This window comes from Nocardioides nanhaiensis (genome assembly GCF_039542785.1).
Lineage (GTDB): Bacteria > Actinomycetota > Actinomycetes > Propionibacteriales > Nocardioidaceae > Nocardioides > Nocardioides nanhaiensis.
The window spans coordinates 32017-51799 of the sequence record NZ_BAABIM010000003.1; the positions used below are offsets into that span (position 1 = coordinate 32017).

The 19783-nt window shown below is 75.2% G+C and carries 18 protein-coding genes and 2 riboswitches; of the genes, 13 read left to right on the forward strand and 5 right to left on the reverse strand.

Annotation, left to right across the window (positions count from 1 at the left end; genetic code table 11):
* Positions 1 to 128: 128 nt before the first annotated feature.
* A complete protein-coding gene (locus ABD948_RS14105; RefSeq protein ID WP_345266893.1) occupies positions 129 to 1730 on the forward strand; it encodes an AMP-binding protein in 1602 nt (533 codons plus the stop codon).
* A gap of 39 nt (positions 1731 to 1769) precedes the next feature.
* Here the strand turns inward: ABD948_RS14105 and ABD948_RS14110 are convergent, their stop codons facing one another.
* Positions 1770 to 2072, reverse strand: coding sequence for an antibiotic biosynthesis monooxygenase family protein (locus ABD948_RS14110; RefSeq protein WP_345266895.1), 303 nt, complete (start codon positions 2070 to 2072; stop codon positions 1770 to 1772).
* A 67-nt stretch (positions 2073 to 2139) separates the two neighbouring features.
* On the opposite strand from ABD948_RS14110, the gene ABD948_RS14115 reads away from it, so the two are divergent.
* The 3 genes from ABD948_RS14115 to ABD948_RS14125 are packed head-to-tail and all read left to right on the forward strand — an operon-like array spanning position 2140 to position 5353.
* The gene (locus ABD948_RS14115; RefSeq protein WP_345266897.1) at positions 2140 to 3378 is read left to right on the forward strand and encodes a Nif3-like dinuclear metal center hexameric protein; all 1239 of its coding nucleotides are present in this window, start codon (positions 2140 to 2142) and stop codon (positions 3376 to 3378) included.
* Positions 3375 to 4115 carry a zinc ribbon domain-containing protein gene (locus ABD948_RS14120; RefSeq protein ID WP_345266899.1) on the forward strand — a complete coding sequence of 247 codons (741 nt, stop codon included), beginning with the start codon at positions 3375 to 3377 and terminating at the stop codon, positions 4113 to 4115. Before ABD948_RS14115 ends, ABD948_RS14120 begins: the two co-directional genes overlap by 4 nt.
* Entirely contained in the window at positions 4115 to 5353 is a 1239-nt protein-coding gene (locus tag ABD948_RS14125) for a bifunctional RNase H/acid phosphatase (protein ID WP_345266901.1), read from the forward strand. Before ABD948_RS14120 ends, ABD948_RS14125 begins: the two co-directional genes overlap by 1 nt.
* A gap of 24 nt (positions 5354 to 5377) precedes the next feature.
* Here ABD948_RS14125 and yaaA read toward each other — a convergent pair whose 3' ends face one another.
* Positions 5378 to 6157: a peroxide stress protein YaaA gene (gene yaaA, locus ABD948_RS14130; protein WP_345266903.1), complete on the reverse strand. Its 780-nt coding sequence runs from the start codon at positions 6155 to 6157 to the stop codon at positions 5378 to 5380.
* A 45-nt stretch (positions 6158 to 6202) separates the two neighbouring features.
* On the opposite strand from yaaA, the gene ABD948_RS14135 reads away from it, so the two are divergent.
* The 4 genes from ABD948_RS14135 to ABD948_RS14150 all read left to right on the forward strand — a co-directional run bounded on the left by ABD948_RS14135 (position 6203) and on the right by ABD948_RS14150 (position 11007).
* Positions 6203 to 7654, forward strand: coding sequence for an RNB domain-containing ribonuclease (locus tag ABD948_RS14135; protein ID WP_345266905.1), 1452 nt, complete (start codon positions 6203 to 6205; stop codon positions 7652 to 7654).
* Positions 7652 to 7841, forward strand: a riboswitch (cobalamin riboswitch). (Overlaps the previous gene by 3 nt.)
* A 54-nt stretch (positions 7842 to 7895) precedes the next feature.
* Complete coding sequence (locus ABD948_RS14140) at positions 7896 to 8789, forward strand: nitrite reductase (protein WP_345266907.1); 894 nt, start codon at positions 7896 to 7898, stop codon at positions 8787 to 8789.
* On the forward strand, positions 8786 to 9484 hold the full coding sequence (locus ABD948_RS14145) for a precorrin-8X methylmutase (RefSeq protein WP_345266909.1): 699 nt from the start codon (positions 8786 to 8788) through the stop codon (positions 9482 to 9484). Before ABD948_RS14140 ends, ABD948_RS14145 begins: the two co-directional genes overlap by 4 nt.
* Complete coding sequence (locus ABD948_RS14150; protein ID WP_345266911.1) at positions 9484 to 11007, forward strand: precorrin-2 C(20)-methyltransferase; 1524 nt, start codon at positions 9484 to 9486, stop codon at positions 11005 to 11007. Before ABD948_RS14145 ends, ABD948_RS14150 begins: the two co-directional genes overlap by 1 nt.
* 4 nt (positions 11008 to 11011) lie before the next feature.
* Here the strand turns inward: ABD948_RS14150 and ABD948_RS14155 are convergent, their stop codons facing one another.
* From ABD948_RS14155 to cbiE, 3 genes are read right to left on the reverse strand one after another with little or no spacing between them, the layout of a single operon-like run.
* A complete protein-coding gene (locus tag ABD948_RS14155; protein ID WP_345266913.1) occupies positions 11012 to 12223 on the reverse strand; it encodes a DUF3500 domain-containing protein in 1212 nt (403 codons plus the stop codon).
* A gap of 30 nt (positions 12224 to 12253) precedes the next feature.
* Complete coding sequence (locus tag ABD948_RS14160; RefSeq protein ID WP_345266915.1) at positions 12254 to 13027, reverse strand: cobalt-precorrin-4/precorrin-4 C(11)-methyltransferase; 774 nt, start codon at positions 13025 to 13027, stop codon at positions 12254 to 12256.
* Entirely contained in the window at positions 13024 to 14259 is a 1236-nt protein-coding gene (gene cbiE, locus ABD948_RS14165; RefSeq protein WP_345266917.1) for a precorrin-6y C5,15-methyltransferase (decarboxylating) subunit CbiE, read from the reverse strand. Before cbiE ends, ABD948_RS14160 begins: the two co-directional genes overlap by 4 nt.
* A gap of 13 nt (positions 14260 to 14272) precedes the next feature.
* Positions 14273 to 14442, forward strand: a riboswitch (cobalamin riboswitch).
* Between the two features lie 25 nt (positions 14443 to 14467).
* On the opposite strand from cbiE, the gene ABD948_RS14170 reads away from it, so the two are divergent.
* The 5 genes from ABD948_RS14170 to ABD948_RS14190 all read left to right on the forward strand — a co-directional run bounded on the left by ABD948_RS14170 (position 14468) and on the right by ABD948_RS14190 (position 19777).
* Entirely contained in the window at positions 14468 to 16432 is a 1965-nt protein-coding gene (locus ABD948_RS14170; RefSeq protein WP_345266919.1) for a VWA domain-containing protein, read from the forward strand.
* Positions 16432 to 17046, forward strand: a complete 615-nt coding sequence (gene cobO, locus ABD948_RS14175) for a cob(I)yrinic acid a,c-diamide adenosyltransferase (protein WP_345266921.1) — start codon at positions 16432 to 16434, stop codon at positions 17044 to 17046. Before ABD948_RS14170 ends, cobO begins: the two co-directional genes overlap by 1 nt.
* The gene (locus ABD948_RS14180) at positions 17043 to 18395 is read left to right on the forward strand and encodes a cobyrinic acid a,c-diamide synthase CobB (protein WP_345266924.1); all 1353 of its coding nucleotides are present in this window, start codon (positions 17043 to 17045) and stop codon (positions 18393 to 18395) included. The genes cobO and ABD948_RS14180 overlap by 4 nt, the downstream gene beginning before the upstream one ends.
* Positions 18388 to 19395, forward strand: coding sequence for an Rv2231c family histidinol phosphate aminotransferase CobC (gene cobC, locus ABD948_RS14185; RefSeq protein ID WP_345266926.1), 1008 nt, complete (start codon positions 18388 to 18390; stop codon positions 19393 to 19395). Before ABD948_RS14180 ends, cobC begins: the two co-directional genes overlap by 8 nt.
* 160 nt (positions 19396 to 19555) lie before the next feature.
* Positions 19556 to 19777 (forward strand): CbtB domain-containing protein, encoded by a 222-nt coding sequence (locus ABD948_RS14190; RefSeq protein ID WP_345266928.1) that lies wholly within the window; start codon positions 19556 to 19558, stop codon positions 19775 to 19777.
* The last annotated feature ends 6 nt before the right edge of the window (positions 19778 to 19783 follow it).

Sequence of the window (19783 nt, forward strand, 5' to 3'; positions counted from 1 at the left end):
GGGGCGGGCATGAGACGCGCATGAGAACGGTCTCATGAAGGCTCTGCCCGGCCGCTCGCCGAGCCGTCCGGACCGCTCGTCGAGCGGACGGGGCGACCGCCGGTCCGGCGCTGGCCGACCGTCCTAGAGTGGCGGGCATCACGTCCGTCACCGCAGGAGGTCTCGTGCTCGTCCCGTTCTCCGTCTCCGACTTCATCGACCGCGCCGTGCAGGTCTACGGCCAGCGCACCGCCGTGGTCGACGAGCCCGACCAGCCGGCGCGGCCGCTCGGCGAGGACGGCCGCACCACCTACGCCGAGATGGGCGCGCTGGCACGACGGATGGCCGCACGCCTCGACGAGCTGGGCATCGAGGTGGGGGAGCGGGTGGCGTTCGTCTCCCACAACAGCGCCCGGCTGCTGACGGCCTTCTTCGGCGTGGCCGGCTCCGGGCGGGTGCTGGTACCCGTCAACTTCCGGCTCCGCCCCGACGAGGTGAGCTACATCGTCGAGCACTCCGGTGCCCGGGTGCTGTGGGTCGACCCCGAGCTCGACGAGTCGCTGGCGGGGGTGAGCGCCGAGCACCGCTTCGTCATCGGCGACGACGAGAGCCTGTTCGCCGCGGCTCCCGAGGACGGCGGCCCGGAGCCGCGACCGTGGGACCCCGACGAGAACGCGACGGCGTGCATCAACTACACCTCCGGCACCACGGCCCGGCCCAAGGGCGTGCAGATCACGCACCGCAACATCTGGGTCAACGCCGTCACCTTCGCGATGCACACCACCGTCAGCGACCGGGACGTCTACCTGCACACGCTGCCGATGTTCCACGCCAACGGATGGGGCATGCCGTTCGCGATGACGGGCTTGGGCGTCAAGCAGGTCGTCATCCGCAAGATCGACGGCGCCGAGATCCTGCGTCGCGTGGAGGAGCACGGCGTCACGGTGATGTGCGCGGCCCCCGCGGTGGCGGCCGCGGTGCTGGAGGCCGCCCAGACCTGGGAGGGCGAGATCCCCGGCCGCGACAAGGTGCGGATCATCATGGCCGGCGCCCCGCCGCCCACCAAGACCGTCGCTCGGGTGGAGGCCGAGCTGGGCTGGGAGTTCATCCAGATCTACGGGCTCACCGAGACCTCGCCGCTGCTCACCATCAACCGTGCCCGCGAGGAGTGGGACGACCTGCCGGCGGAGGAGCGCGCCGGGCTGCTGACCCGCGCCGGTGCGCCGGCGCTCGGCGTCCGGCTCAGCACGACCGAGAGCCAGGAGGGCGCCGGCGAGCTGCTGGCCCGCTCGAACGTGGTGCTCGAGGGCTACTGGGAGCAGCCCGAGGAGTCCGCGCGCGCGCTGGCCGACGGCTGGTTCCACACCGGGGACGGCGCGGTGATCGGCGACGACGGCTACGTGACGATCCAGGACCGCAAGAAGGACGTGATCATCACCGGCGGCGAGAACGTCTCCTCGATCGAGGTGGAGGACGTGCTCTTCAGCCACCCCGCGGTCGCCGAGGTGGCCGTGATCGGCGTGCCCAGCGAGAAGTGGGGCGAGACCATCAAGGCGCTCGTGGTGCTGGCCGAGGGGGAGGAGGCCACGGAGGCCGACCTCATCGCGTGGTGCAAGGAGAAGGCGGCCGGCTACAAGGCCCCCACCTCCGTGGAGTTCCGCGACGAGCTGGCGCGCACCGCCACCGGCAAGCTGCAGAAGTTCAAGCTGCGCGCGCCGTACTGGGAGGGGCGCACCCGTCAGGTGAACTGACCCGGCGCGCGGCCCGGACCATCCCGGCTCCGGCGAGCTCTACGGGGTCACGTCGAGGACGACCTCGAACTCCAGCAGGTCGGCTCCGGAGGCGACGGGCTGGGCACGCTCACCGGCGTGGGCGGCCCGGCCGGCGCCGTCGCGCCACGCCTCGAAGGCGGCGTCGTCCTCCCACTGGGTCACCACGAAGTAGCGCGACTCGCCGGCCGTGGGGCGCAGCAGCTGGAAGCCGAGGAAGCCGGGGGTCTGGTCGATGGTGTGGGCGCGCGCGGCGAAGCGCTCCTCGAGCGTGGCGCCGGCCTCGGGGGGCACGGTGATGGCGTTGATCTTCACGACGGGCATGCAGGCAGGGTAGCCAGGGCGCGGGTGCCCGCCAGGACCGGTGAGCGACGCCGCTACGGTGGGCGCCGTGCCCACCCTCCAGGACCTGATGACGACGTTGCACGGGTGGTACCCGCCTGCCACCGCCGAGGGCTGGGACGCCGTCGGGCTGGTGCTGGGCGACCCCGAGGCGTCGGTGCGCAAGGTCCTCCTGGCCGTGGACCCGGCGCCCGAGGTGGCGCGCGAGGCCGCGGCGTGGGGCGCCGACCTGCTGCTGGTGCACCACCCCCTGTTCCTCAAGCCCGTGCACTCGATGGCCGCGACGACGCCCAAGGGCCGCACCGTCGCCACGCTCCAGGGTGCGGGGTGCGCCCTGCTCACGGCCCACACCAACGCCGACCACGCCGTCGACGGCGTCTCGGACTCGCTCGCTCGGGCGCTGGGGCTGGGCGACCTGGCCCCGCTGCAGGGTGCGGCCGGCCCCGCGGTCGACAAGCTGACCGTCTACGTGCCGCCCGACGCCGCCGCACCCGTGCGCGCGGCGATGGCCGAGGCGGGCGCCGGCCGGATCGGCGCCTACGACTTCGCCTCCTTCACCGTGCCGGGGGAGGGGCGCTTCCGCCCGCTCCCGGGTGCCGAGCCCGCCGTCGGCAGCGTGGGCGCCCTCGAGACCGTGCAGGAGGTGCGCATCGAGGTGGTGCTCGACCGTGCCCTGCGCGGGGCCGTGGTGCGCGCGATGCTCGCCGCGCACCCCTACGAGGAGCCCGCCTACGACGTCGTCGAGGTGGCTGACCCGGCCGTCTCGGCCACCGGCTCGGGTCGCATCGGCACCGTGGAGCGCACCACGCTCGGTGAGTTCGCCGCTCGCGTGGCCGCCGCGCTGCCCGAGACCGCGCACGGCGTGCGGGTGGCCGGCGACCCCGACCGCGTCGTGCGGCGGGTGGCCGTGTGCGGCGGCGCCGGCGACTTCCTGCTCGACGCCGTGCGGCGCACCGACGCCGACGTGTACCTGACCAGCGACCTGCGCCACCACCCCGCCGCGGAGTTTCTCGAGCACGAGGGCCCGGCCCTGGTCGACGTCGCGCACTGGGCCGCCGAGTGGACCTGGCTGCCCGTGCTCGAGCGGCTGCTGACCGAGGCGTTCGGCAGCGAGGGTGGCGATACCCTGGAGGTGCGCGTCAGCACCGCCTGCACCGACCCGTGGACCTTCCGCGCGGAGCCCGCCGAACAGGACGCCGACGCCGCGTCCGGTGACCCCCACGAGGTGGCGCCGGCCGCCGAGACCCCCAGCCCGACCAGCCCGAGAGACCCGAGGGACGAAGCGTGAGAGCCGACCCCGCCGACCAGCTGCGCCTGCTCGACCTGCAGGCGCTCGATGCCCGCCTGGCGCAGCTGCAGCACCAGCGCCGCTCGCTGCCCGAGCTGGCGCTGATCACCGAGATCACCGCCACCCACACCGAGACCCTCACCCACCTGCGTGACCAGCAGGTGGTGGTCGACGACCTCAGCGCGACCCAGGCCAAGGCCGATGCCGACGTCGAGCAGGTCAAGGCGCGGCGCACCCGCGACCGCGACCGGATGGACAAGGGACTGATCTCCAATCCCAAGGACCTCGAGCGGATGCAGCACGAGCTCGAGAGCCTCGAGCGGCGCATCGGCGTCCTGGAGGACGAGGAGCTGGAGATCATGGAGCAGCTGGAGATCGCCCAGACCGGGCTCGACACGCTGCGCGAGGAGGTGGCGGGCATGGAGGCCCGCCGCGCCGAGCTGGTGGAGTCGCGCGACGGGCGGTTCGCCGTCCTCGACGCCGAGCTCGCCGAGGTGCAGGCCGACCGCGACCGGGCCGCCACGGGCGTCCCCGCGGACCTGCTGGCGCTCTACGAGAAGCTCAAGGAGGCCAAGGGCGTCGGCGCCTCCGAGCTGCGGGCCCGCCAGTGCGGCGGTTGCCGACTGACCCTCGACGCCGCCGAGGTCTCCCGCATCCGGGCGCTGCCGCCCGAGGAGGTCGTGCGCTGCGAGGAGTGCCAGCGGATCCTGGTGCGCACCGCCGAGTCCGGGCTCTGATGGGCGCCCGGTCGGTCGTCGTCGAGGCCGACGGCGGCTCGCGGGGCAACCCCGGCCCCGCCGCCTACGGCGCGCTGCTGCGTGATGCGGACACCGGCCAGGTGCTCGCGGTCGACGGCACCACGATCGGCGTCGCCAGCAACAACGTGGCGGAGTACTCCGGCCTGATCGCGGGCCTGAGGCTGGTCCGCGACCACGCCCCGGAGGCCACCGCGATCGAGGTCCGGATGGACTCCAAGCTCGTCGTGGAGCAGATGTCGGGCCGCTGGAAGATCAAGCACCCCGCCATGCGCCCCCTGGCCCTCGAGGCGAGTCGCCTCGCACCCGCGGGCACCACCTACACCTGGGTGCCGCGCGCCCAGAACGCCGCCGCCGACCAGCTCGCCAACGAAGCGCTCGACGGCGTCCGCTCGGGCGTGATGGTGCTGAGCGGCTCCGAGACCGGCCTCGCGTCCGACGCCGAGACCGGCCTCGAGTCCGACGCCGGGTCCGATGCCGAGTCCGATGCCGAGTCGGTCGTCGAGGAGGTCGAGAGCCCGGCGAGCAGCCCCGCGCCGGCCCGCGGCTGGTCACCGCCGGGCGGTCCGCCGACCACGATCGTGCTGGTGCGCCACGGCGTCACCGCGCACACCGCCGCCAAGCGCTTCTCCGGCGGCCTCGGCGGTGACAACCCGCCGCTCTCGGAGGAGGGCCGCGCCCAGGTGCGCGCGGCGGGCGAGTGGCTCTCGCCGATCGCCGAGCGCATCGATGCCGTGATCGCCTCGCCGGTGCGCCGCACCCGCGAGTCCGCGCAGATCGTGGCCGAGCTGCTGGGGCACGAGGTGGTCGAGGAGCCGGGCTTCGCCGAGATGGAGTTCGGCGACTGGGACGGCCTGACCTTCGCCGAGGTGGCCGAGCGGGACCAGGCCGGGCTCGATGCCTGGCTGGGCTCGCTCGACGTGCCGCCGCCGGGCGGGGAGTCCTTCCGCGCCGTGCAGGAGCGCGTGCTCGCCGGCTTGGCGCGGGTGCGCGAGCAGCACAGCGGCCGCACCGTGGTCGTCGTCAGCCACGTGACGCCGATCAAGACCCTGGTGGCGCAGGCGATGGGCGCACCGCTGGAGGCGCTGTTCCGCATGGAGCTCTCGCCGGCCTCGGTCTCGGTGGTCTCGTTCTACGCCGACGACAAGGCCTCGCTGCGGCTGTTCAACGCGCTGCCGCCGGGCAACGACGCGTTCGCCGGGGCCCGCACCGCCTGGTAGCCCGGCTGATTCGGCCGCGGCGGCCTACAGCTCGCGGACGACGACGTCGAGCTGCGTGCCGCGCGGCCCGGGCTCGCCGACCTCGACGTACCAGCCGAGGTCGGTGAGCACCTCGGCCAGCGCAACGGGGGTCCGCGGCGCGCGGCCGTCCTCGAGCAGCGCCCGGGTGATCCGGCCCTTGGTGGCCTTGTTGAAGTGGCTGACCACCTTGCGCTGCCCACCCTGCTCGTGCAGCACCCGCACGGTGGCGGTGCGCCGTGCCACCTCGCCCTCGGGGCGCCAGAAGGCGGCGTACATGCCCGAGCGCAGGTCGACGAGCAGCCCGCGCCCGACGGCGGCGGTGGCCACCGCCGGCAGCGCCTCGCGCCACACCCCGGCCACCGGCCCCAGACCGGGCAGCGTGACGTCGCCCGAGAGGCGGTAGGCGGGGATCCGGTCGCCGGGGTGCACCAGCCCGAACAGGCTGCTGGTGACGGCGAGCCGGGTGGCGGCCCGGCGCTTGGCGGCCGCGGAGAGCGCGGGCAGCTCGAGGGCGTCGTAGAGCACGCCGGTGTAGACGCGGTCGGCGCGCTGCGTGGGTGCCGCGCGCAGACCGGCGTCCTGCTCCACCAGGTCGAGCTGGGTGGCGCCCAGGCCCAGCGCCTGCGCCGCCTCCGCGGGTTCGCCCTCGCACAGCGTCACGAGGGCCTCGAGCACACGCTCGCGCGCCGCCGTCAGTCCCGGGTGGCCGAGCGAGGCGAGGTCGAGCGGCTTGCCGCGGCGCGCGGCGGTCTTGCCCTCGCTGGGCGGCAGCAGGATCAGCACGCGCGCCAGGGTAGGCAGCGCGTCCGGACCTACTAGGGTCGGGTCATGCCGAGCAACCGCGTGGTCCGGGTCCGTCGCGGCGCCGACGAGGTCGCGCGCACGATGCAGGAGGGCGTGGAGCGCATCCGCGCCGAGCTCGACCTGCCCGGGGAGTTCGCGGAACCGGTGCTGGCCGCGGCCCGCGAGGCGGCGTCGAGCCCGCGGATGCCGCAGCTGGACCGCAGCGACCTGCCGTTCCTCACCATCGACCCCGAGGGCGCCCGCGACCTGGACCAGGCGCTGCACATCGAGCGCGACCCTGACACCGACGGCTACGTGGTGCACTACGCGATCGCCGACGTGATGGCGTTCGTGACGCCGGGCGATCCGGTCGACGTCGAGTCGCACGCGCGGGGCGAGACGTTCTACGGCGCGGAGTCCAAGATCCCGCTCCACCCGCCGGCGATCTCCGAGGACGCCGCCTCGCTGCTGCCGGGCCAGGTGCGCCCGGCGCTGCTGTGGACCATCCGGGTCGACGCCGAGGGCGAGGGCACCGACGTGGTCGTCGAGCGCGCGCAGGTGCGCTCCACCGCGCAGCTCACCTACGAGCAGGCCCAGGCCGCCATCGACGACGGCTCGGCCGGCGAGGTGCTGCACCTGCTGCAGGAGATCGGCGAGCTGCGCCTGGCGCGCGACGCTGCCCGCGGCGGGGTCTCGCTGCCGCTGCCCGAGCAGGAGATCGACGTGGAGGAGGGTCACTGGACCCTCGAGTTCCGATCCCTGCTGCCGGTGGAGCAGTGGAACGCGCAGATCTCGCTGCTCACCGGCTTCGGTGCGGCCTCGCTGATGGTCTACGCCCGGGTGGGTCTGCTGCGCACCCTGCCGCCGCCCGACCCGCGCGACGTGCAGCGGCTGCACCGCACGGCCGCCGGTCTGGGCATCGAGTGGCCCGCGGAGCAGCTCTACCCCGACTTCATCCGCTCCCTGGACCCCAGCGTCCCGGCCCACGCCGCGATGGTGGTGGCCTCCACCCGGCTGCTGCGCGGCAGCGGCTACGTGGCCTTCGACGGCGAGGTGCCGGCCGAGCCGCAGCACTCCGCGCTGGCCTCGGAGTACGCGCACGTGACGGCGCCCCTGCGCCGCCTGGCCGACCGCTACGCCGGCGAGGTGTGCGTGGCGCTGTGCGCCGAGCAGGAGGTGCCCGGATGGGTGCTCGAGGCGCTGCCGCGGCTGCCCGGTGAGATGGCGGCCTCCACCCAGCGCGCCCGTGCCTACGAGCGCGCCGTCACCGACCTGGTGGAGGCCGGGCTGCTGGCGCACCGGGTGGGCGAGCAGTTCGACGCCGTCGTGGTGAGCGTCGAGCAGGACGACCCGCGGCGCGGCGTCGTCATGCTGCGCACCGAGGGCGTGGAGGCGCGGGTGGTGGGCGCGCAGGAGCTGCCATTGGGGACCGAGGTCGTCGTCACGCTGGCGCAGGCCGATGTCGAGTCCCGGACGGTGGAGTTCCGCCTCGGCTGATCCTCGTCTAGGGTCGGCAGCGCCAGTCACACGGGAACCCGGTGAGAGTCCGGGACTGACGCGCAGCGGTGTGGGTGACGGACGGGGCAGGCCGGGAGACCGGCGGTCACTGGGTCGCGAGACCTGGGAAGGCGCCCCGCGCCGGTCGATCCCGAGTCCGAAGACCTGCTGGCCCTTGCGGTGACCACCGCGAGGTCACCCGGGGCGACGCGGAGAGCCCCCGACCTCCTCAGGACCCGCGATGCCCCTCGCCGACCCCACGTCCGCGCTGCCCACACGGCCTGCCCGCACCCGGCGCGACCGCTGCCCCGGGGTGCTGCGCCCCTGGCCCGCCGACGACGGAGCGCTCGTGCGCGTCCGCCTGGTCGGTGGTCGGGTCACCGCCGCCGCGCTGCAGGCGCTCTCGCAGGTGGCGCAGCGCCACGGCGACGGCGACCTGCACCTGACCGCCCGCGCCAACCTGCAGCTGCGCGGCCTCCCGCTCGAGGGCGGCGCGCTGCCGGAGCCCGTGGTCGCCGAGGTGGAGGCCACGGGTCTGCTGCCCAGCCGCACCCACGAGCTGGCCCGCAACGTGCTGTGCTCGCCGCTCACCGGGCTGCGGGGCGGGCGCGCCGACCTGCGGCCGCTGCTCGCCGAGCTGGACCGTCGGCTGTGCGCCGACCCCGTGCTGGCCGCGCTGCCGGGCCGGTTCTGCCTCGTCCTCGACGACGGCCGCGGCGACCTGCACGCGGCACCGGCCGACCTGGGCCTGGTGGCGCTCGACGACGAGCGCGCCCAGGTGCGGGTAGGGCGCGACGGCTGGGGCGAGGTGGTGGCGCTCGACGACGCCGTGCCGGCGTTGCTCGGACTGGCGCGGCGCTTCCTGGCCGACCGGGGCGAGGGCCCGACCGCGGCGTGGCACGTGGACGAGCTCCCGGCCCCGTGGGCGGCCTCCGGGCTGCCCGACCCGGCCGCGCTGGTGGTCTCCGCGCCGCTGCCGCACGGCGGCGCCCACGTGGCCGCACCCGGCGGCGCGCTGGCACCCGTGCTGGTGGAGCAGCTGGCCGAGCGTGGCGACCGGCTGGTGGTGACGCCGTGGCGGGGCGTCGTCGTCGAGGCGGAGGCCGCTGGGCCGCACGGGGAGGTGGCGGCATGAGCACCGCCACGAGCACCCGCCCCCTCGGGCCGGCCGAGCCCGCCCCGCCGACGCGGCGCTTCGACTACGTGGCCGACGGCCCGGCCATCTACGACGACTCCTTCGCCACCATCCGCGCCGAGGCCGACCTCTCCGTGGTGCCCGCGAACGCGGAGAAGGTGGCCGTGCGGATGATCCACGGCAGCGGCCAGACCGACCTGGTGCACGACCTGGTGGTCCACCCCGCGCTGGGCGACGCCGGTCGCGCTGCGCTGGCCGACGGCGCGCCCGTGCTGTGCGACGTGCGGATGGTCGCCATGGGCGTCACCGCCTCACGGCTGCCCGCCGGCAACGCCGTGCACTGCCTGCTCACCGAGCCCGAGGTGCCGCTGCTGGCGAGCGCGTGGGGCACCACCCGCACCGCGGCCGCCGTCAGCCTGTGGGAGCCGTACCTGGAGGGCGCGGTGGTGGCCATCGGCAACGCCCCCACAGCGCTGTTCCACCTGCTCGAGATGCTGCTCGACGGCGCCCCGCGGCCGGCCGCGATCATCGGCTGCCCGGTGGGGTTCATCGGCGCGGCGGAGTCCAAGCAGGCGCTGGTGGACCTCGCCGGCGAGCACGGCATCGACGTGCCGTTCGTGACGGTGCGCGGGCGCCGCGGTGGTTCGGCGATGGCCTGCTCGGCGGTCAACGCGCTCGCTACGGAGGTGGAGTGATGACGGCCGCGCGGACCGGTGGACGGTTCACCTGCGTGGGCCTGGGCCCGGGCGACCCGGAGCTGGTGACCCTCAAGGCGGCCCGGCTGATCGGCGAGGCGGACGTGGTGGCCTACCACGCCGGCGTGCGCAAGGAGTCGCACGCGCGGCGCATCGCCGGCGACCTGGTGCGCCCCGGCACCACCGAGGAGCTGCTCCGCTACCCGGTGACCACCGGCAGCACCGCGCACCCGGGCGGCTACGCCGGCGCGATGGCGCAGTTCTACGAGGAGTCGGCGGCGCGGCTGCGTGCGCACCTGGAAGCGGGGCGGCACGTGGTGCTGCTGGCCGAGGGCGACCCGCTGTTCTACGGCTCGGCCATGTACATGCACGACCGGCTGGCCGCCGAGTTCGCCACCGAGGTGGTGCCGGGCGTTCCGGCCTTCGCGGCGGCCACGGCCACCACCGGACTGCCGCTGGCCCGCCAGACCGACGTGCTGACCGTGCTGCCCGGCACGCTGCCGGAGGCGGAGCTGGCGCGCCGGCTCGCGGACACGCAGGCGGCGGTGGTGATGAAGCTCGGGCGCACCTTCCCGGCCGTGCGGCGCGCGCTCGAGGCCGCCGGCCGCCTGGAGGGCGCGGTGTACGTGGAGCGTGCCTCGATGGGCGAGGAGCGACGGATGCCGGTGGCCGAGGTCGACGCCGAGCAGGTGCCGTACTTCTCGCTGGTCGTGGTGCCCGGCGACACCGCGCCGCGGGTGGGGCCCGCCCTGCGGGAGGCCGTGGCCCCCGAGCGGGCGGGCGAGGTGGTCGTCGTCGGCCTGGGACCCGGCCCGGACTGCTGGCTGACGCCGGAGGTCGCCGACGAGCTGGCCCAGGTCGACCACGTGGTGGGCTACGCGCCCTACGTGGCCCGGGTGCCGCAGCGCGCCGGGCTCACCCGGCACGCCTCGGGCAACACCGTGGAGGCCGACCGGGCGCGGCTGGCGCTGCGACTCGCGGCGGCGGGGGAGCGGGTGGCCGTGGTATCCGGCGGCGATGCCGGGGTGTTCGGCATGGCGAGCGCGGTCCTCGAGGTGGCCGACGAGCAGCCGGCGGTGTCGGTGCGAGTGCTGCCCGGTGTCAGCGCCGTGCAGGCCGTCGCGGCCCGGGCCGGCGCGCCCGTGGGCGGCGACTTCGCCGTGGTCAGCCTCAGTGACCGGCTCAAGCCCTGGCCGCTGATCGAGCAGCGGGTGCGCGCCGTCGCCGAGGCCGACCTGGTGCTGGCGGTCTACAACCCCGCCTCGCGCTCGCGGCGCGAGCAGGTGGCGCAGCTGCAGAAGACGCTGCTGGAGGTGCTGCCGGCCGACCGCGTGGTCGTGGTGGGTCGCGACGTCGGCCGCGCCGAGGAGTCGCTCGCCGTGACGACGCTCGCGGGGCTCGACGCGGAGTCGATCGACATGAAGTGCCTGCTGATCGTGGGGTCGAGCCGCACCGCCGTCACGCGGTCGGGCCGGGTGTGGACCTCGCGCGACTGGCGCGGCACTGGGGGAGACCCGCGCTGAGCGGTCAGGCCCCGCCGGGGCCACCGGCCATGCCGGTGGCGGCCTGCTGCTCGACGACGCCGGCGTAGTCGTTCGACGGGTCGCGGTAGATCGTGTGCACGTGGCCCCAGCCGGAGGTCGTGACGCCCTCGACGTCTGCGCCGGCCGACCCGTCCTGGGCCTGGAGCGCCACGTAGACGTCGGGCCCGGACACCGAGAAGCTGATCCCGTCGCCGGCCGTCATGTCGTAGGTGGTCTCGCCCGACCACGCGACGACCGTGTCGTCGAGCGTGGCCTCGATCTCGGCCAGCGCCGCGTCGGTGGTCTGCTCGTCGGCCATGCCCACCCAGTTGGCCAGCAGGTCGAGCAGCAGCACGCGCTGCTCCTCGGTGAGGTCGGAACCCTGCAGCCCGCTGCCGGTGGCGAAGTCGCAGGTGTCGCCCGGCGAGCACGTGCTGACCTCGCCGGAGGTGAGCGTCGCCTGCTGCTCGGCGGTGAGGGAGTCGAAGAACGCGAACGCGTCGGTGTAGATGCCGTCGAAGGGCTGGACCTCCTCGCCCTCCTCGTTCGTGTACACGGCGGGCTGGACGCCCAGGTGGGTGGGCGCGAACGTGATGGTCCCCGCCGACGCGTCCAGGGCGGCGTTCAGGCCCAGGTGGTGGCCGCCGTACTGGACGGCGAAGGCGGTGTCGGCCGGATCGCCGAAGAACGCGATGTAGTACTGGCCCAGCGAGCTCTCGGTGCTGCTGCTGTTCTCGGCCAGGTACTCGTCGCCACCGATGATGCCCACCACCGTGGCGTAGGCCTCGTCGCTCAGCAGGGCCTCCAGCACGCCCATCGCAGCGACCTGCTGCTCCTCGGTGAGGTCGGCCAGGTTCAGCCCCGCGCGCTCGACGAAGGTCACCGGGAAGTTCGACCAGGAGGTGGTGCGGGTCTCGTCGTCGTAGGCGTAGAGCACGGCGTCCTGCTGCTCCTCGCTCAGCGTGGCCAGGAAGGCCTCCATCGCCTCCGCGGTCGCCGCGATCGTCTCCGCGGTGGTGGCGCTCTCGGAGGTCTCGGCCGCCGCGGCGGCCTCCGTCACCGTGGTGGTCGACGAACTGGTGGAGGAGGTCGTGGTCGTGGAGGTGGACGCGGCGGTGTCCGTCGCGGCGGAGGTGCCGGCGGCGCACCCGGTCAGGAGCAGGGTGCCCGCGAGGGCGGTGGCGGCGAGGCGCTGGCGCAGTGAGGTGGTGGTCATGGCGAGGACGCTAGGAACGCCCCCTGTGCGTCACCTGTGCGGCGGCTGAGCCGTGTCGGTGGGTCTCGTGCGGCCGGCGGAGTAGAGGTGGCTCTCGACGAGGAGGGGGTCCTGGCCCAGCGCCCGACCGACCAGCACGACGGCGGCCTGGCGCAGCCCGGCCTGCTCCACCTGGTCCCCGATGGTGGCCACGGTGCCGCGCAGCACCACCTGCTCGGGCTGGCTGGCGCGGTACACGACGACGACGGGGCAGTCCGCGCCGAGGTGCGGCTCGACGCGCGCCATCAGCTCGGCGGTGCGGGTGATCGCCAGGTGGATCGCCAGCGTGGCGCCGGTGGCGGCGTAGGCCTCGAGCGACTCGCTGCTCGGCATGGCCGTCGAGCGCGCCTGGGTGCGGGTGAGGACGACCGTCTGGGCCACCTCCGGCACGGTGAGCTCGCGGCCCACCGCTGCTGCGGCGGCGGCGTAGGCGGGCACACCGGGCGTCACGTCCCAGGGCACCCCGGCGGCGTCGAGGCGGCGGGTCTGCTCGGTGAGCGCCGAGTAGAGCGAGGGGTCGCCACTGGTGAGGCGGACGACCTCCTGCCCTGCTGCGTGCTCCTCGACCACCGCGGCCGTGATCCGGTCGAGGTCGAGGTGCTGGGTGTCCACCAGACGGACGCCGGCCCTGCAGTGCTCCAGCACGGCGGCGTCGAGGTAGGTGCCGGGGTACAGCACCACGTCGGCCGCTGCCAGGAGCGCGGCAGCACGCAGGGTGATCAGGTCGGCGGCACCTGGGCCGGCGCCGACGAAGTGCACGGTCATGCGGGTCCTCCCTCGTGCGGCTTGGTCCACGCCCACTGCACCACGGCGCGTGCCGGCGTCCAGCTGGTGAACGTGCCCACCGGCTGCACGTGCTCGACGGCGTGCCGGGTCAGCTCACCGCCGTCCTGCTCGTGCAGCGCGAGCAGCAGGCGCTCGGTCTGCAGCGTCACGCTGTGCACGACCAGCCGGCCACCAGGCCGGAGCCGTTGCCGACACGTGTCGAGGACACCGGGCAGCGAGGCTCCGCCGCCCACGAAGACCGCGTCGGGGTCGGGGAGGTCGGCGAGGTCGTCGGGGGCCGCGCCGGACACCACCCGGAGCCCGGGGACGCCGAGCGCCTGGCTGTTGCGCTCGATGCGCGCGCAGCGGTGCGGCTGGCGCTCGAGCGCGACGGCGCGACACGCGGGGTGCGCGCGCATCCACTCCACACCCACGGATCCGGCACCGGCGCCGACGTCCCACAGCAGATGCCCGGGCTGGGGAGCCAGCCGGGCCAGGGCGGCGGCGCGCAGGTCGCGCTTGGTGAGCTGCCCGTCGTGCTCGAAGGCGTCGTCGGGCAGGCCGGCGGCCCAGCCGCGGTCCCAGGAGGTCGGGCCGTGCAGCTCGAGGGCGAGCACGTGCAGGTCGGGGAACGGCGTCGCGCCGGGCTCGGCCCAGTCGCGGGCGTAGCCCTCGAGGCGGCTCTCGGTGGCAGCACCGAGCTCGCCGAGCACCGTCATCGCGGAGGCACCCCAGCCCGCGGCCTCCAGCAGACCGGCCACCTGCGCGGGCGTCCCGGCGTCCGCGGAGAGCACCAGCACCCGGCGCCCGGGAGCCAGCTCGCGCAGCACCGCGGCGACGTCTCGCCGGGTCACCGAGACCACCGCGCACGTCTCGGCGGGCCAGCCCATCCGCGCGCGGGCCAGCTGCACGGAGGAGAGGTGCGGCAGCACCTCGACGGCGTCCGGGCCGCGCTCGCGCAGCAGCGTGCTGCCCACGCCGGAGACCAGCGGGTCACCGGACGCGAGCACCACGGCGCCGGCCGGGACGGCCTCGGTGCTGAAGGGGTGCGGCCACGGCAGCCGCTGCTGGCCGGGGGTCTGCGCCGGGTCGGGCAGCATCGCCAGGTGACGGCTCCCCCCGACCACGACGGTGGCCCCCAGCACCCGCTCGCGCACCGCCTGCGACAGCCCGGCGAGACCCTCGGCGCCGAGGCCGACGACGGTGATCCGGGACGCGGGGGAGGCGGGCACGGGCGACGACGCTATCGTGCGCTGGTCACGAGGTGCCCCGACGGTGTGAGAGCCCGAGGGGAGAATCTGGGAAGCCGGTGGGAATCCGGCACAGGCCCGCTGCGGTGACCCGGTCGACGTGCTCAGCAACCTCGAGCACCCGAGCCGGGAAGTCCGAAGACCGGCCTCGCGACGTCACCCATCCATGGCGACAGAGCGGGAGCCTCTCGTGCCAGCAGCTGACCTGACCTACCCCTACGCCGCCGTGGTCGACCCCGGCGACATGTCGCTGGCGCTCGTGCTGAGCGCGGTCTCGCCCGAGATCGGCGGCGTGCTGGTGCGCGGCGAGAAGGGCACCGCCAAGTCCACGATCGTGCGGGCGCTCGCCGCCGTGCTGCCGCCCGTGGAGGTGGACGGCGAGACCCGGCCGGTGCGGCTGGTGGAGCTGCCCGTGGGCGCCACCGAGGACCGCGTGCTCGGCTCGGTGCAGCTCGAGAAGGTGCTCAGCACCGGCGAGGCGGAGTACGAGCCCGGTCTGCTGGTGAAGGCGCACCGCGGGATCCTCTACGTCGACGAGGTCAACCTGCTCCACGACCACCTGGTCGACGTGCTCCTCGACGCCGCCGCGATGGGCCGCTGCACGGTGGAGCGCGACGGCGTCTCGGTCTCGCGGGAGGCGCGCTTCGTGCTGGTGGGCACGATGAACCCCGAGGAGGGCGAGCTGCGCCCGCAGCTGCTCGACCGCTTCGGCCTGACCGTCGAGGTGGCGGCCCCGCGCGACCCCGCGCTGCGCGTGGAGGTGGTGCGACGCCGGATGGCCTTCGACGCCGACCCCGCTGCCTTCGCAGCGCGCTTCGACGCCGAGCAGCGCGCCCTGCGCGAGAGGCTGGCCGCGGCCCAGGCCGCCGTGGCCTCGGTCGAGCTGCCCGACGCGATGCTGCTGCGGATCGCGGAGCTGTGCGCGGCCTTCGACGTCGACGGCCTGCGCGCCGACCTGGTGACCGCCCGCGCCGCGGTGGCGCACGCGGCCTGGGAGGGGCGGGACGTCGTCACGGTGGGCGACGTGCGGGTCGCCGCGCGGCTGGCGCTGCCGCACCGGCGGCGCCGCAACCCGTTCGACACCCCGGGTCTCGACGAGGAGACGTTGGACGACGTGCTGGGGCCCGATCCCGACCCGGAACCGGACCCCGAGCCCGACCCCGAGCCGGACCCCGAGCCCGACCCCGAGCCGGACGGACCCGACGGTGGCGCGCCGCCCGAGGGTGGTGGCACCGGGCAGGCACCCGAGTCGCCCGAGGCCGGCGAGGCGCCGCAGGCCGGCGAGGGGGAGCAGCCGACCGGTGCGCCGACGCCGACGCCGACGCCGACTCCGGCGCCCGCGACGAGCAGCGCTGCTGCGGGCGAGCCCGGCCGGGCCCGCCTCTTCACGGTCGCGGGCACGGGCGAGGGCGTCGCGGGGCGCCGCAGCCGCGCCGTCACCAGCAACGGTCGCCGGGTGGGCGCTCGGCGCGGCGGCACCGGACCGGTGCACCTGCTCGAGACCGTGCGCGCCTCGCTGCCGCACCAGGTGGCACGGGGCCGGGTGAGCGGTGCTCTGCGCCTGCAGCCGGACGACCTGCGCACCGCGGTGCGCGAGGGACGCGAGGCCAACCTGGTGCTGCTCTGCGTCGACGCCTCGGGCTCCATGGCGGCGCGCCGCCGGATGGAGCAGGTCAAGACCGCGGTGCTGAGCCTGCTGCTGGACGCCTACCAGCGGCGCGACACCGTTGGGCTGGTCACCTTCCGGGCCACGGGGGCCGAGCTGGTGCTGCCACCCACGCGCTCGGTCGAGATCGCGGCCCGCCGCCTCGACGAGGTCCCTGCGGGCGGCCGGACGCCGTTGGCGGAGGGCCTGCTCGAGGCCGGGCGCGTCGTGGCGCGCGAGCGGGTGCGCGATCCGCGCCGTCGTCCTCTGCTGGTGGTGGTGACCGACGGCCGCGCCACCGCGGGCGCCGACCCGCTGCCGCGCGCCCACCGCGCCGCCACGTGGCTGGCCGAGCAGGGCGTGGCCGCGCTCGTCGTCGACTGCGAGGCGGGCCCGATGCGGCTCGGCCTGGCCGGCACCCTGGCCGGGCACCTGCGCGCCGACCTGGTGACGATGGCCGAGGTGACCGGCGACGCGCTCGCCGGCGTCGTGCGCGAGCGGGTGGCCTGATGCCGCAGGGACAGGTCCAGGAGACCCCGGACGACGGGCTCACCACCGCACAGCGGCGGCACCTGCCGCTGCTCATGGTGCACACCGGTGACGGCAAGGGGAAGTCGACCGCAGCCTTCGGGATGGCGCTGCGCGCCTGGAACCAGGGCTGGCGGGTGGGGGTCTTCCAGTTCGTGAAGTCCGCCAAGTGGCGCATCGGCGAGCAGACCGTGCTCGAGCGGCTCGGGGAGCTGCACGAGCAGACCGGCGAGGGCGGGCCCGTCGACTGGCAGAAGATGGGCTCCGGCTGGTCGTGGAGCCGCAAGGCCGGCGAGGCCGAGGACCACGCCCGCGACGCCGCCGAGGGCTGGGCCGAGGTCAAGCGCCGGCTCGCCGCCGAGACCCACGACCTCTACGTGCTCGACGAGTTCACCTACCCGATGGAGTGGGGTTGGGTCGACGTCGACGACGTGGTGACCACGCTGCGCGAGCGTCCGGGCCGCCAGTACGTGGTGGTGACCGGGCGGCGCGCCCACCCCGCGCTCGTCGAGGCCGCCGACCTGGTGACCGAGATGACCAAGGTCAAGCACCAGATGGACCGCGGCCAGAAGGGCCAGCGGGGGATCGAGTGGTGAGCGCTCTCCCTCGCCTGGTGGTGGCGGCCCCGGCCACCGGCCAGGGCAAGACCACGGTGGCCACGGGACTGATGGCGGCGCTGACCCGGCGTGGGCTGGCCGTCAGCGGGCACAAGGTGGGGCCGGACTACATCGATCCCGGCTACCACGCACTGGCATGCGGGCGCCCGGGGCGCAACCTCGACCCGCACCTGGTGGGCGAGGAGCTCGTGGTGCCGCTGCTGCTGCACGGCGCCGCGACGCCGGTGCCGGCGTCAGTCGCCGTCGTCGAGGGCGTGATGGGGCTCTACGACGGTCGCGTCGGCGGCGCCGGGTTCTCCTCCACCGCGCACGTCGCGGCACTGACCCGCAGCCCGGTGGTGCTCGTCGTCGACATCTCGCGCTCCTCGCGCTCGATCGGCGCGGTGGTGCACGGCATGGCCACCTGGGACCCGACCGTCGACGTCGTCGGCGTGGTGCTCAACCAGGCCGGCTCGCCGCGCCATGCGCAGGAGGTGCGCGACTCGATCAGGCTGCCCGTGCTGGGCACCCTCCCGCGCGACGAGGCGATCAGCGCCCCCTCGCGGCACCTCGGGCTGGTGCCCGCCGCCGAGCGCGGGCTGGCCGCGGAGGCACTCGACCGGCTGGCCGCCCAGGTGGAGCAGCACGTGGACCTCGACGCCGTGCTCGCCGTGGCTCGGCAGGCGCCCCGCCTCGATGCCGCGCCGTGGGCGCCGGCGTCGGTGGTGTCGCCGGTGAGCGGTGCCGGGGGCGATCGACCCGTGGTGGCGATGGCCGGCGGCCGGGCCTTCACCTTCCGCTACGCCGAGACCGAGGAGCTGCTGCGCGCCGCCGGTTGCGAGGTGGCGACCTTCGACCCCGTGCGCGACGCCGCCCTGCCACCCGGCACCCGGGCGATCTACCTGGGTGGCGGGTTCCCGGAGGTGCACGCCCGCGAGATCGCCGAGAACACCGCTCTGCGAGCCGAGCTGGCCGCCGCGGTGCGCGACGGCGTGCCCACGGCGGCGGAGTGTGCCGGCCTGCTCTACCTGTGCGCGACGCTCGAGGGTGAGCCCATGGTCGGGGCCATCGAGGCGGACGCCGTCATGGCGGAGCGGTTGACCATGCGCTACCCGACGCTCACCGCGCCGGCCGACACGCTGCTGACCCGGGCGGGGGAGCGGTGCACCGCGCACGAGTTCCACCGCACGCACACCACGCCCGAGCGCGGTGCCGTGGCGGCCTGGACCGTGGACGGCGCCGACGTCGGCTTCGCCGGGCCGACGCTGCACGCCTCGTACCTGCACACGCACTGGGCGGGGCACCCGCAGCTCGCGCAGCGGCTCGCCCAGGCCGCCGCGCGTGGTTGACCTGGCCCACCACGGCGACGCCGAGGCCACGCCGGGGCTGCTCGACCTGGCCGTCAACGTGTACCCCGGGCAGCGGCCACCCTGGCTGCAGCAGGCACTGCTGGCCAGCCTCGACGACGTCGGCCGCTACCCCGACGCCGCTGCTGCCGAGGCGGCGCTCGCCGTGCTGCACGGCCGCGCGCCGGGGGAGGTCGTGGCCACTGCGGGGGCGGCCGAGGCGTTCACGCTGGTCGCGCGCTGGCGGGACTGGCGCAGACCGGTGGTGGTGCACCCGCAGTTCACCGAGCCGCACGCGGCCCTGGTGGCGGCCGGGCACGCCGTCACCGCGGTGGTGCAGGCGCCGCCCTTCCGCCTCGACGTCTCTGCGGTGCCGGACGACGCCGACCTGGTGGTGCTGGGCAACCCCACCAACCCGACCGGGGTGCTGCACCCGGCCGCAGCGGTGCGGGCGCTGGTGCGACCGGGCCGCGTGGTGGTGGTGGACGAGGCGTTCATGGACACCGTGCAGGACGAGCCCGAGTCGCTCGCGGCTCGGGGGCTGCCAGGCGTCGTCGTCGTGCGCAGCCTGACCAAGCAGTGGTCCATCCCCGGGGTGCGGGCCGGCTACCTGGTGGCGGGGGAGGCCGAGGCGGCGCAGCTGCGAGCGCTGCGCGTGCCGTGGTCGGTCTCGACGGCGGCGGTGGCCGCGATGCGAGCGTGCTCGACCCCGGAGGCCGCAGCAGAGTCAGAGCGCCGAGCCGAGCAGGTCGCGCGGTGGCGTGCGCACCTCCACCGGGGATTGAGTCACCTCGGCGTCGAGCACCTGACCTCGGTCACCTCGTTCGTGCTGGCGCGGCCCGGGGCGGGCGTGCACGCCCGGCTGCGCGAGGCGGGTGTCGCCGCCCGGCGTTGCGACACGTTCCCCGGGCTCGACGACTCCTGGGTGCGCATCGCCGTCCGTCCGCCGGACGTGACGGACTCGTTGCTGGACGCCCTGTCCACCGCGCTCGCGATGCCTTAGTGTCGTTCCAGCGAGCCCGAGGAAGCCGGTGGGAATCCGGCGCAGTCGCGCTACTGTGACACCGCCTCCGTGACCTGGTCACGAACGGCGGTGGAGCCAGACCCGACGGCCCGCATCCACCCCGTCTAGCAGGGACGCTGAATCCCTGAGGAGGTCCTACATGTCGTCGACGTCTGCTGCCCCGAGCACCGGAGCGGTCGCCCCGCTCCCCGCCGTCCCGTTCCGCCAGCTCGCCCCCTGGTTGCTCTTCGTGGGGCTCCTGGCCCTCGTCGCGCTGTTCTTCGTGAGCGCCGACCAGGGTGCGGTCTCCCTCCCGGCCGGCACCGCCATCCACGAGTGGGTGCACGACGGTCGCCACCTGCTCGGCTACCCGTGCCACTGAGCAGGG